At 63.1% G+C, this 12,554-nt stretch carries 11 protein-coding genes; 8 read left to right on the top strand and 3 right to left on the bottom strand.

Annotation, left to right across the window (positions count from 1 at the left end):
- The first annotated feature begins 1 nt into the window (after position 1).
- From OO015_RS02680 to OO015_RS02715, 8 genes are all read left to right on the top strand, one after another.
- Complete coding sequence (locus OO015_RS02680; RefSeq protein WP_265939524.1) at positions 2–535, top strand: cytochrome c3 family protein; 534 nt, start codon at positions 2–4, stop codon at positions 533–535.
- 51 nt (positions 536–586) lie between these two features.
- Positions 587–2,830, top strand: coding sequence for a molybdopterin-containing oxidoreductase family protein (locus tag OO015_RS02685; protein WP_265939525.1), 2,244 nt, complete (start codon positions 587–589; stop codon positions 2,828–2,830).
- Positions 2,831–2,858: 28 nt separating this feature from the next.
- Positions 2,859–3,587, top strand: coding sequence for a 4Fe-4S dicluster domain-containing protein (locus OO015_RS02690; RefSeq protein WP_265939526.1), 729 nt, complete (start codon positions 2,859–2,861; stop codon positions 3,585–3,587).
- A gap of 31 nt (positions 3,588–3,618) precedes the next feature.
- Entirely contained in the window at positions 3,619–5,013 is a 1,395-nt protein-coding gene (locus OO015_RS02695; RefSeq protein WP_265939528.1) for a hypothetical protein, read from the top strand.
- Positions 5,014–5,061: 48 nt separating this feature from the next.
- Positions 5,062–6,435: an NrfD/PsrC family molybdoenzyme membrane anchor subunit gene (nrfD, locus tag OO015_RS02700; protein WP_265939530.1), complete on the top strand. Its 1,374-nt coding sequence runs from the start codon at positions 5,062–5,064 to the stop codon at positions 6,433–6,435.
- A gap of 33 nt (positions 6,436–6,468) precedes the next feature.
- A complete protein-coding gene (locus OO015_RS02705) occupies positions 6,469–7,008 on the top strand; it encodes a DUF3341 domain-containing protein (RefSeq protein ID WP_265939532.1) in 540 nt (179 codons plus the stop codon).
- 27 nt (positions 7,009–7,035) lie between these two features.
- Entirely contained in the window at positions 7,036–7,632 is a 597-nt protein-coding gene (locus OO015_RS02710) for a c-type cytochrome (protein WP_265939535.1), read from the top strand.
- Positions 7,633–7,900: 268 nt separating this feature from the next.
- Entirely contained in the window at positions 7,901–9,466 is a 1,566-nt protein-coding gene (locus tag OO015_RS02715) for an NAD(P)/FAD-dependent oxidoreductase (RefSeq protein WP_323053840.1), read from the top strand.
- 6 nt (positions 9,467–9,472) lie between these two features.
- Here the strand turns inward: OO015_RS02715 and OO015_RS02720 are convergent, their stop codons facing one another.
- From OO015_RS02720 to OO015_RS02730, 3 genes are all read right to left on the bottom strand, one after another.
- Positions 9,473–10,438 (bottom strand): LLM class F420-dependent oxidoreductase, encoded by a 966-nt coding sequence (locus OO015_RS02720; RefSeq protein ID WP_265939538.1) that lies wholly within the window; start codon positions 10,436–10,438, stop codon positions 9,473–9,475.
- 54 nt (positions 10,439–10,492) lie between these two features.
- Complete coding sequence (locus OO015_RS02725; protein ID WP_265939540.1) at positions 10,493–11,458, bottom strand: TIGR03560 family F420-dependent LLM class oxidoreductase; 966 nt, start codon at positions 11,456–11,458, stop codon at positions 10,493–10,495.
- Between the two features lie 112 nt (positions 11,459–11,570).
- Complete coding sequence (locus OO015_RS02730) at positions 11,571–12,545, bottom strand: LLM class F420-dependent oxidoreductase (RefSeq protein ID WP_265939542.1); 975 nt, start codon at positions 12,543–12,545, stop codon at positions 11,571–11,573.
- Between the last annotated feature and the right edge of the window lie 9 nt (positions 12,546–12,554).

Below are 12,554 nucleotides of genomic sequence, written 5' to 3' on the forward strand. Positions count from 1 at the left end.
GATGCGTTACGCGCGGCTCCTAGTGTTCGTACTCGTCGTGCTCGTCATCATGGCGATTCCGCTCGCGCTCGTGTTGGCACGGAGTTACTTCCTGTCGCCGACCGCGCAACCGGTCAAGGCCCAGCCGATTCAGTTCCCGCACCAGGTGCATGTGCAGGCGATCGGGCTCGACTGCACCTACTGCCACCGCAACGCGACGACCTCGGCGCAGGCGACGCTTCCACCCATCGAGCTCTGCATGCAGTGTCACAAGATCATCCCCGCGCAGGGGCGCCCGGAACTCGAGAAGCTCGTCTCCGCCTTCGAGCAGAACCAGCCGATCCTCTGGAACAAAGTCCACCAGCTTCCCGATCACAGCCACTTTGTGCACTCCGTGCATCTGAGCTTCGGTTTCCAGTGCTCGACCTGCCATGGTAATGTCGGTGCGATGGGGAAGCCTGGCGTGCAGCAGGTTCGCGACTTGCGCATGGGTGACTGCATCACCTGTCATCAGCAGAACGGAGCCCGCGTCGACTGTTCTGTTTGCCACTACTAGTCCGAGGTGACCCGCGAAGAGATTGTGGGGAGGCGGACGTTGGAGAAGGGCATGCGACGACGTGAGTTCCTCAAGGTCGCGGCGACGTCGGCAACCGGTGCCGTGCTCTTCGCTGGGTGCGGCCGGATCGGTGACGGCGTTCCCGAGACCGAGTTCAAGATCGCGCAGCCGGTCCATACGCCGAACGATTGGGTTTACGGTCGGGATGCCTGGTTCGCGACAGCAGCCCCTCCCGACCAGGGAGGTTACGGCCTGATCGTCCGCGTGTTCGAGGGCCGAGCGAAGAAAGTGGACGGAAACCCCGATTTTCCAGGCATCGCCGGGAAGAGCGACGCGCGCGCCCAGGCACTGGTCCAAGAGCTGTACCATCCCGACCGGATCGCGGGACCACAGCGCGCGGCTTCCCGCGGCAGTGGGCAATTCCAGCAGATTTCGTGGGACAGCGCGCTCCAGGAAGTCGCACAGGTCCTCCGCGAGAACGGTGGGGATCGTGCCGTCCTCATAACCGGCCGTCCGTCCAGCTCTCAGGCAGCCATCATCAATGCGTTCCGGCAGGCGACCGGTATCCGTCATGCCATTCTCGAACCGGACGAGTTCGTCGTTCTGCGCACAGCGATGCAGCGCCTGTTCGGCACGAGCATGCTGCCGTATCCGGATCTCGGGAATGCGCCCTTCCTCCTGAACTTCAGTGCCGACTTCTTACACGGCTGGATCGCACCGGTCGCTTTGGCCCGGGCCTACGGCGAATTTCGTCAGGGTCGGCCGGGCAAGCGCGGCCTCTACTATCATGTTGGCCCCCGCCTTTCGGCGACGGCAGCCAACGCCGACCGCTGGTTCCCCATCACACCGGGGACCGAAGGGTTGGTCGCGCTCGCGATCGCCAACGTCTTGCTGACCGAGGGGAGTATCCCGGCTGACACGTTCCGTCCCTACCTCACGGCTCTCGGCATCGACGAGACACGCTTGACCAGCGAGTTCACTCCCGAGCGAGCAGCCGAGACGAGCGGCCTGAACGCTGAGCAGATCCGCGAAATCGCCCACGCGCTGGTCGAGCACCAACCGGCCGTCGTGATCGCGGGTACCAGTGCGGCAGCTGCCACGAACGGCTTCTTCAACCTGGTCGCCTGCTTCGGCTTGAACCTGCTCTTGAGTAACCTCAATCAACCGGGCGGGCTGCTGCTCAACCCGGATCCGCCGCTCGCCGAGTTGCGCGTTCCCCAGGACGCGGTCCTCAGTGAGCGCCAGTGGGCTGAGCTGTTCGAGCAGGTTCGTGCAGGCTCGATCTCGACGGTTCTCGTCTACCGTGCGAATCCGGTCTACAGCTTGCCACCCGCGGTCGGCGCAACCGATGCACTGCGCGCGGCGCAGCATGTCGTGAGCTTCTCACCGTTCTTCGACGAAACCACCCAGCTTGCAGATTTCGTCCTTCCCGACCTGGCCTGGCTGGAGCAGTGGGGCCTCCAGGTTCCCGACCCAGGTCCGGGATATGCGACCGTTGCGATCCAGCAGCCGGTCGTCCAACCGTTCGTCGACGGGCGTGCCTTCGGCGACGTGCTCATCCAGCTCGCGCAGCAGCTGGGGCATGCACTCCCGTGGGGCTCGCAGGAGGAGGCAACCAAAGCTCTGGCGGTGCAGCTGCGCCGACTCAGCGGTGGCAGCGTGCCTGGAGCCAACGACAAGGAGTTTCTCGTTCATCTTCAGGCCCAGGGAGGGTGGTGGAGCGAACAGCTCCGTGGCTCAGCGACGACACCAGCAACCAGGATCACCAGTCCGCGCGGACCGGAATTCATTGGTGACACCAGCCAATACCCATCCGTTCTCCTGCCGTACCCATCGCACACCCTCGGATACGGTGAACTCGCTCACCTCCCGTGGCTGCAAGGGCTGCCCGAACCGATCAGCACCAATGTCTGGCAGACGTGGCTCGAAGTCGCACCGCGAACGGCTGACGAGCTCGGGCTGACGACCGAAGATGTCGTGCGCCTCACGACGCCGCAGGGAACCGTCGAGTTGCCCGTCTACGTCAATCCGGCTGCGCAACCAGGTGTGATCGCGATTCCCTTCGGACAGGGCCACACTGCTTACGGTCGGTACGCCGAAGGGCGCGGGGTCAATCCCTTGACGGTCGTCGCGCCGCAGACCGATCCCGATACGGGCACGTTGGCATGGAGTGCGACGCGCTGTCGGATCGAAAAGACCGGTCGCCGGATGCGTCTCGCCCGCTTCGAGGGGAACGTCCCGGCGTTCCAGCTGGAGGAGTTCCCGATCGTGCGCGTCATGGCGCCATCGGCGTGAGCGGGAAGAGGGGAAAAGGACGGACATCATGCCACGCTGGGGAATGGTGATCGATCTGGATCGCTGCATCGGTTGCGAGGCGTGCGTCGTCGCCTGCCAGGCGGAAAACAACGTGCCGATCAATACGGAGGATGTTTACCACCAGCGCCGCGCTATCGCCTGGATCCGCGTCGAGCGGTACTGGGAGGGCGAATATCCCAACATCAAGGCACGCTACATTCCCGTACCGTGTATGCAATGCACGAACGCGCCCTGCGAGCCGGTCTGCCCGGTTTACGCCACCTACCACACGACCGAGGGCATCAACATGCAGGTCTATAACCGCTGCATCGGCACCCGCTACTGCGCGGTGAACTGCCACTGGCACGTCCGGTTCTTCAACTTCTGGGAACCGAAGTGGCCTGACTCGTTGAAGAACCAGCTCAATCCTGATGTGACGGTGCGCAGTCGCGGAGTGATGGAGAAGTGCAATTTCTGCGTCCACCGTATCGTCAAAGCCGAGCAGAAAGCCAAGGTCGAGAAACGGGCACTCCGCACGGATGAAGTGACGACCGCCTGCGCGCAAGCCTGCCCGACGAACGCGATCGTCTTCGGCGATCTGGACGACCCGAACAGCGCTGTCAGCAAGTTGCTCGCGCAAGCCGAGCAGGAGGGGCGCGTCTATCGCCTGCTCGAGGATCTGGGCACCGACCCGAAGGTCTATTACTTGAAGAAGATCGACGTCGCGGCCGCAGCAGAGCCGGCCGCGACGCACTGATCGGTGGTCGAGAGAAACGGGGTGAGGGCACATGGCGACGCACGGTCACGCACACGGGCACGAACTCCAACGAACCTGGGAGCTCGCTCCGTCCGACGTCCTCAACGCTGCCCTTGGCTGGATCCGCTCGATCGGCGCTGGACGGCGTACGCTCTTCCTCGTCAGTGCGGCACTTTTCGTCCTGGGTATTCTGGCTCTGCTCGCATTCCCGCTGCGTCAGGGTTTCGCTGATCGCCAGGCCTGGACGTATGTCGCGGTCGCCTTTTTGTATCTCATGTCGACTGCAGCCGCAGCACCTGCACTCTCCACCGCACTCCGGGTCGCCCGGAGCCACTGGCGACGACCGGTCAACCGCGCGTCGGAGATCTGGGGCGTGACACTCATCATTCCGCTCATTCTCTACCTCTTGCTCCTCCCGACCTTTCCCGGAACCGAGGACCGTCTGTCCATCTGGTTCGGCTGGCCGCTCTCCCCATGGCTGTGGGGAGCCATCCTGATGCTGGCGCTGACGGGCGCTGGCTATCTCTTCGCCTGGTTCAGCAGTCTGCCGGACCTGGCGATCGTCCGCGACCACGGCTCACCGGCGCAGCGCGGGCTGGCAGCCTGGCTCAGCCGTGGCTGGATCGGGTCGCACCGCCAGTGGCGCATGTACGAGAAGGTCGTCAACAACATCGGCGTCCTCTACGTCCTCATCTACGTGCCGGTCATGACGGTCCTCGCCTCGGACTTCATCATCGCGCTGATACCCGGTTACTTCACCGCCGTGTTCCCGGCGTACTTCACCATCACCTCGTTCCAGGCTGGGATCGCCCTCACGATCGTTACCATGGCGGTACTCCGACGCTGGGGCGGCCAAGCAGACTACCTCGGTCGCGAGCAGTTCTGGGCACTCGGGAAACTCCTCCTGGCATTCTCGTTGCTCTGGTTCTACTTCTGGTGGTCGGAGTTCATCATCTTCTGGTACGGTCGAACGCCCCGTGAGATCAACGTCCTCAAGCTCATCATGGCCGAGACCTACCGCTGGCCCTTCATCCTGTCCTTCGCGATGAATTTCGCGCTTCCGCTCCTGACCCTCATGTGGAACCCCATTCGGCGCAGCATTACCGGCCCCACTGTCGTGGCCTGCATCGTCCTCGTCGGCAATCTGATCGATCGTATCCGGCTCACCTCCGCTGCCTTCTCGCAACCGGATAGTGCCCTCTTGGGACACGCACACGAGCTGCATGAGGTTCCAGCTGCGTACATCCCCGGCATCTCGGACATCGTCATTGTGGTCGGCATGGTCGCTGGCGCCCTCATGCTGGTGCTCTGGGCGACACGCTATCTGCCGTTCCCCTCGGTCGCGGAGGTCGTCGGCGGTCTCTGGTTGCGGGCGCACAAGCCGTTCAAGCACGCCCGCCTGATCGTCATCGGTAAACCGGAGTGAGACGGATCGACACGGAACTGTCGAGAAGAGCGAGGCTGGGGGACAGCGATGCAAGAGCGACACCGGCTCGGTGAAGAAGAAATCACGCGCGAACTCTTCCGGCCGCTGGTCACCACCACACCGATGATGTGGGTCGGCTTCATCGGTCTGGGGGCGGTACTGGCGATCTTCGTGTTCGCGGTCAGCTGGATGTTCTACTGGGGTCTGGGTGTCACCGGACTCAGTCGCCCCAATATGTGGGGCTTCATGATCGTCAACTTCGTCTTCTGGATCGGTATCAGTCACGCGGGCGTGATGATCTCGGCCATCCTGCGCCTCACCCAGGCTGAATGGCGACGCCCGGTCACGCGCGCGGCCGAGGTAATGACCATCTTCAGCCTCATGACCGCGATGCTCCACCCGGTCATCCACACCGGTCGCCCCTGGCGCACGCTCTACTGGGTCTTCCCGTACGACTTCTGGCGAAACCTGTGGCCGGACGTCCGCGGTCCGCTCGTCTGGGACCCGAGCGCGATCCTCACCTACCTCACCGGGAGTACGCTCTTTCTCTACACGACCATGATTCCGGATATGGCGCTCGCGCGCGACCGCACCACCGGCTGGCGGCGGGTCCTCTACACGATCCTCGCACTCGGCTGGCGCGGGAACGAGCGCCAGTGGAAGATGCAGACGATCGCTGGGTTCCTTCTCTCCGGTCTCATCTTGCCGGTCTTCGTCTCCGTCCACTCCATCGTCTCCTGGGACTTCGCGGTCTCGCTCGTGCCGACCTGGCATGCAACCGTCTTCGCGCCCTACTTCGTCATCGGAGCGATTCACTCCGGTGTCTCCGCCGTCGTGACGCTGATGGCACTGATGCGCTGGTTGTTCCGTTTCGACCACTACATCCGACTGGAACATTTCGATGCCATCGGCCGTCTGCTCATCGCGGTCGGTACTGGCTGGCTGTGGTTCTTCCTGCTCGACATCTTCTTCGCGATCTATCCGCAGGAAGCCCGTGAGCTCGAGATCATGCAGTTCCGCCTCTTCCAGTGGCCTTTCAACGTGCTGACGGCGTTGATCTTCATCTTCGGGTACTTCATTCCGGTTCCCATCTGGATCTTTCAGCGCTTCCGCCGCAACGTGAAGATCATGTTCTGGACGTCGATCCTGGTGAACGTCGGCATGTGGGCCGAGCGGTACTGGCTCATCAAGCCTGGTCTCATGCGGAAGTACGAATTTACCTTCGACTGGAACTGGTACCGACCGTCGATCGTCGAGCTCAGCATCGTCCTCGGTTCCTTCGCGCTCGTTGGATTCCTGTTGCTCGTCTTCTCCAAGATCTTCCCGCCCATCTCGGTCTGGGAAGAGAAGGAGGGTCAGCACTTCGCACAGCAGCTGCAGGTCGGTAAGCGTGTCGTCAACGCGATCGTGCGCGAGTTCTAGGCGGACGGGCAGGCAAGGGAAAGCGAGGCAACTATGGCGATCCGTGAAGTACTCGGTCTCTACCGCGATCTCGACTCTGCTGTCGCCGCGGCCGACGCGCTGCGCGAGGCGGGCTTCAGTCGGAGCGAGTTCGAAGTGCTCTCCAATGCCCCCTACCCGGAGGGAACGTTCGGAGAGGAATCGGGTATCCACCGGCTGTTCGTCTTCCCGCTCATCGGTGCTGCCTGTGGCTTTGCAGCAGGTCTGCTGATCACGGGCGGGACACAGCTTTCCTTCCCGCTCCTCACGGGCGGAAAACCTCTCCTTTCCATTCCACCGATGATCATCATCATGTACGAGGGCACGATGCTCGGTGCCCTGATCTTCACGGTGCTTGGAGTTCTTTTCGAATCGCGACTCCCCTGGATCGGTCGTGCACTGTATGATCCTCGCATTACTGCGGGATACATCGGCATCCTGGTGCGAACCGCCCCGGAGCGCGAGGCCAAGGCCATCGAAGCGCTTCGCAAGGCGAACCCGGAGGATATCCTGACCGAGAACGGGACTGTCGGGAAGCAGCCGGCACGGAGCTAGCGCGGCCGAGAGAGAGGGACTGGTACGATGGCTCGATACCGTGTGTACGTGCACAAGGCACGACGCCTCGTGCTCGGCCTGCTGGTCGGAACGGCTCTCGCCGTGGTCGCGAGCGCGTGTGCCTCGACGAACACCTATCCGATCGACTTCTTCAGCGAGATGCACTATCAGAAGTCGTTCCGCGCTCAGGAGCCACCACGACTCGATATCCCGGCTGGGGTGGTTCCCACCTCAGGCGGCGAGCCACAGTACACACTCGAGGAAGCCCGTAACCTGCAAAACCCGTTCGCGAACGATCCGCAAGCAGCAGCTCGTGGTCAACAGCTCTATCAAGTGAACTGCGTTGCTTGTCATGGGCCGAACGGTCAAGGCAACGGCCCGCTCTCTGCCTACTGGAAAGCTGCCCAGGGCGCTGTTCCACCAGCGAATCTCAAGGATCCTGCCATCGTCTCCCGCACAGACGGTGAACTGTACTGGATCCTGACTAACGGCTACACCTCACCGCAGAATCAAGTGCAATATCCTGGTGGACTCACGAACATGCCGGCATTCGGGAAGGTACTCACACCCGAGCAACGCTGGGAGCTCGTTTCGTACATCCGGCAACTGCAGCAACAACCATAGGTTCGAACACGAACCGGTTGCACCTCCGCAGACTGCCCGGTCGTAATGGACCGGGCAGCCTGTTCTGCTCGGTCTCGTCCGGTCGAGAAGCCGGGCACGATTCCGCTGTGTCGAACCGAACCTGGCATCCTCGCACCGGAGCGCCGTGCACGGGCCCACGGATGGTGCGGCCTGTTCTTCCCCTATCACCGGATACGACTCTTGCACGCGCGCGCGAGCGGTGCGACAATCCCCCGCGCTGCGTGCAGGAACGAGTGGGGGGCGCACAGTGAGCGAGACGATGTACGATGCGATCGTCATCGGTGCTGGACACAACGGACTGATCGCCGCGGGGTACCTCGCGCGCGCTGGCAGGCGCGTCCTCGTGCTCGAACGTCGTCCCATCATCGGTGGCGCGACCGTGACCGAGGAACACTTTCCCGGTTACCGACTCTCGACCTGTTCTTATGTCTGCAGTTTGCTTCTCCCCGAGGTCGTGCAGGATCTCCACCTCACCGAGTACGGCTACCACGTCCGGCCGTTCGATCCGCAATACTTCGTCCCCTTCCCGGACGGCCAGCATCTGCTGGTCTTTCTTGACGAGCGGCGCACCTACGAGGAACTCGCGAAGTTCTCTCGCCGAGATGCCGACCGGTGGTCGGACTACTGGGCCATGTGGAACCGCATCATCGCTCGCTTCCGCCCCTTCGTCCTCCGGCCTGCACCGACTCTCGCTGAGCTGGAGACAGCCTTTTCGGGACCAGTGGGCCGCGATGACCTGCGAACGCTGCTCGTTCGGAGTATCGCAGACGTACTCGATACTTTCTTCGAAAGCGAGTACATCAAGGCACCGCTCTGTACCGGCGGTGTCATCGGTGTCAACCTCGGACCGCGAACGCCCGGTAGTGCCTATGTGAAGCTCCACCACCTCCTCGGTAATCTGAACGGTCACCAGGGTGCCTGGGGTTTCGTGCGCGGCGGCATGGGAGCGATCGCGGAAGCACTCGCTGGCTACTGCCGCGATCACGGTGTGACGATTCTCACTCATGCTGAGGTCGTCGAGATCGAAGTCGAGAACGGTGTCGCTCGTGCTGTCCGACTCGCCGACGGACGGCGCTTCACTGCCCGTGCCATCCTCTCCAACGCCGATCCCCAGCGGACATTCCTGCAGCTGGTGCCGTCCAGCGTGCTCCCTCCATCGTTCCGGGATGCCATCGCTCGCTTGAAGGTCAAGGGGTCCGTCGTCAAGGTCCTCCTGGCGCTCAACCAGCTCCCGGATTTCCGCTGCTTACCTGGAACGCAGGTCGGTCCGCAGCACACCGGCGGTATCGTGATCAACCCATCGATCGACTACCTCGAGCGCGCCTGGGAAGATTGCAAGCACGGACGCCCATCAGCTCGGCCGTTCATGGACTGCTACATCCAGTCAGCGACCGAGGACGGGCTCGCACCTCCTGGGAAACACGTCATGTCGCTCTACGTCCAGTACGCTCCCTACGACCTCGCCGACGGCACCTGGGAAGAACGGAAGGACGAGATCGGGCGGAACATCATCGATACCTTCGCCGAGTACGCCCCGAACATCTGGGACGCGATCGAGCACATGCTCGTTCTCGGTCCACGCGATATCGAAGAGACGATCGGCATAACCGGCGGCAACATCTTCCACGGTGAGATCACGCCCGATCAGATGTTCTTCGGGCGTCCGACCCCTGACTTCAACGGCTACGAATCGCCGATCGAACGCTTGTACCTCTGTGGGTCAGGCGCCTGGCCGGGCGGCGCCGTCTTCGGCGCGCCGGGTCGTAACTGCGCGCTCCAGGTACTCGCCGATCTCGAAAAGGACGGGAGGTGACGAGACTCAGCAGTCGGCCACTGCCGGCACGACCTCCCGCGCGATCGACTCCAGGGCGTCGCTGTCGTCCAAGTCGAACGTCTGCAGCATGACCCGCTGCACGCCGATCGCCGCGCGTGCCCGGAGTTGCTCGACTATCTCGTCGACCGTGCCAACGAGCCAGGAGCGCTTTCTGGCCTCGACGATGACCTGATCGGCGGGCATTTCCTGCCAGAGCGGGAACCAGTGCTTGAGGCGCTCAGCGCGTTCACGCAATTCGCTCGCATCACGGCCGATCAGATGCGCGACCATCCACGACCGCAGGATCGTGTGCGGATCGCGGCCCAGGACTCGGCAATGTTCGTCGAGCACTTCCATCTTCCGGCGGTGCTCGTCGAGATCGACATTGGTGACGTTCCACTCGGCTGCATACCGTGCGACCATCCGCAGGGTTCGCTGTTCGCCGCGCCCGCCGATCACGATCGGCACGCCGCTCTCGCGGAGCGGGCGCGGCCGAAGCACCGCATCGCGCAATCGGTAGAACCGCCCGTCGAAGGACACGCGTTCCCCGCTCCAGAGCAGGCGAATCACTTCGAGCGCTTCCTCCATACGGTCCATTCGCTCGCGCAGTGAGAGCAAGGGAAAGCCGAACGCCGCATGCTCACGCTCGTACCAACCCGCACCCACGCCCAGCACATAGCGCCCACCCGAGAGGTGGTCGAGCGCGACAGCGTGCTGGGCCAGTTCGACCGGATGCCGGAAGCTGACCGGCGAAACGAGTTGACCGAACGTGATACGTTGAGTCTGAAGCGCCACCGCCGTCAGCGACGGCCAGAGCGCGAGTGTTTCTCGCTGGATCACTCCGAGCACTGAGAACAGATGGTCGGACCGCCAGAGCGAATCGAACCCGACTTCCTCGGCCAACGCCGTGACGCGCTGCCAACGCTCCCACGTCACAGCCTCTTGCCCTTCGACCATGATGCCGATGCGCATGTGTCCCCCTTCGGACTGGACCGAGCGGTGATCTGGCCTGGATACCAGTTTGGCTCACTCCGTGACGAGAGGCACGACCTCGCGCGCGAGCAAATCCAGCCCATCCAGGTCGTCGAGATCGAACATATGGAGCTGGATGCGTTCGACGCCGAGGGCACCCCAATTCCGGATCTGGGCAGCGATCTCCCGAGGTGTCCCCACGAGCATCCAGCGTCGCCGCGACTCCCCGAGGATTCGATCGGGATCGACTGCGCCCGGATCGAGGCCGCGCCAGGCAGCCATCTTGCGTGCCTTCTCGCGGAGTTCGACCTGATTCCGCCCGATGAGGTACGTCAACATCAGCGTCCGCTCGATCATTCGCGGGTCGCGACCGATCGCTCGGCAATAGTCCTCCAGCAAGCGATTCTTGCGAACGAAGCCGTCTGGGTCGGTGAAACCGGGATTCCACTCATCGGCGAACTCAGCCACGATCCGGAGCGTCTTCTGCTCACCCCCGCCGCCGATCAGGATCGGTACTCCCTCGGGGCGCAGCGGTGGCGGCCGCAACACCGCACCATCCAACCGGAAGAAGCGGCCCGAGTACGTGACCGGCTCTCCGGTCCACAACTGCCGGATAATTTCCAAGGCCTCACGAAGGCGAGCCAGCCGCTGGCCCGGGGGCGCTAAGACGAAACCGAAGGCCTCGTGCTCCCGCTGCTGCCAGCCTGCTCCGACTCCGAGGATATACCGTCCCCCGGAGAGGTGATCGAGCGCCACGGCATTCTGTGCGAGCTCGACTGGATGCCGGTACGTCGTCGGCGAGACGAGCTGCCCCAAGCGGACCCGCGACGTCTTCAGCGCTGCTGCCGTCAGTGCCGGCCACATCGCGAGTGACTCCTTGACGAGCCCCGGAATGACGGTCCACACGTGATCCGAGGTCCAAATCGACTCGAATCCGACTCGTTCCGCAAAGTCCACGACACGTAACCAGCCGTCCCAGGTGACGTCCTCCTGGATGGCCACCATCACCCCGAGCTGCATCGCTTCACGCCCTACCCTTCCCGCACCACGACGATCGCATGATATTCAGTATCGAATTACCAGGCGACACGAAGCACCACCAGCATATTAGTCGTCGCCTCGCTTCCTCACGTCACACGTACGGGAGAACGTCTTCGGCCAGTAACTCGATCTGCTCCGTATCGTCGAGGTCAAGCGTCTGCAGCATCACGAGGTCAACTCCGAGCGATCCCCAGTATCGGAGCTGGTCGACGATCTCCGCCGGTCGCCCCACGAACCACCAGCGTCGGCGTAGTTCGGCGAGGAATTCGTCCGGCTCGTATCGCCTCGTGAAGTACAGCGGCTGCTCACCCGTCAAGTAGTCCTGCAGCCGCATGGCGCGCCGCCGGAGCTCGTCATGCGTCCGGCCGATCACATACCCGGCCATCAACGTCCGGCGAATCGTGCTCGGGTCGCGACCGAGTGCCTCACAATACTCTCGCAGGCGCTCGTCCTTCCGTCGGAATCCGTCCGGATCCGTAAAACCCGGATTCCATTCGGTCGCGAATTCGGCCACGAGGCGCAGGGTTTTCCGCTCTCCTCCACCCCCGATCATGATCGGCACGCCGTCCGGTCGACTCGGTCGAGGACGAAGCACAGCGTCCCCGAGCTGGAAGTGCTTGCCCGAAAAATGGACGCGTTCCCCACTCCATAGGAGACGCACGATGCACAGCGCTTCTTCGAGCCGTTCCAACCGTTCCGCTACCGGAGGCAGCCGAAAACCGAAAGCACGATGCTCGCGCTCGAACCAACCAGCGCCGATACCCAGAACATACCGCCCGCCGGAGAGATGGTCGAGTGCCACCGCATTCTGAGCCAGCTCCACCGGGTGTCGGAAGGTCACGGGCGAGACCAGTTGCCCGAAACGGATCCGCCGCGTCCGCAGCGCAACCGCGGTCAGTGATGGCCAGAGCGCCAGCGATCCGCGATCGGCCGCACCGACGACCGAGAAGAGATGATCTGACCGCCAGAGCGAATCGAAACCGAGCGACTCAGCCAGATCGACGATCCGCAACCACCGATCCCAGGTAACGTCCTCCTGCCCTTCGACCATGATGCCGAGCCGCATCGTCCCCCC

Source organism: Thermomicrobium sp. 4228-Ro (genome assembly GCF_026241205.1).
GTDB lineage: Bacteria > Chloroflexota > Chloroflexia > Thermomicrobiales > Thermomicrobiaceae > Thermomicrobium.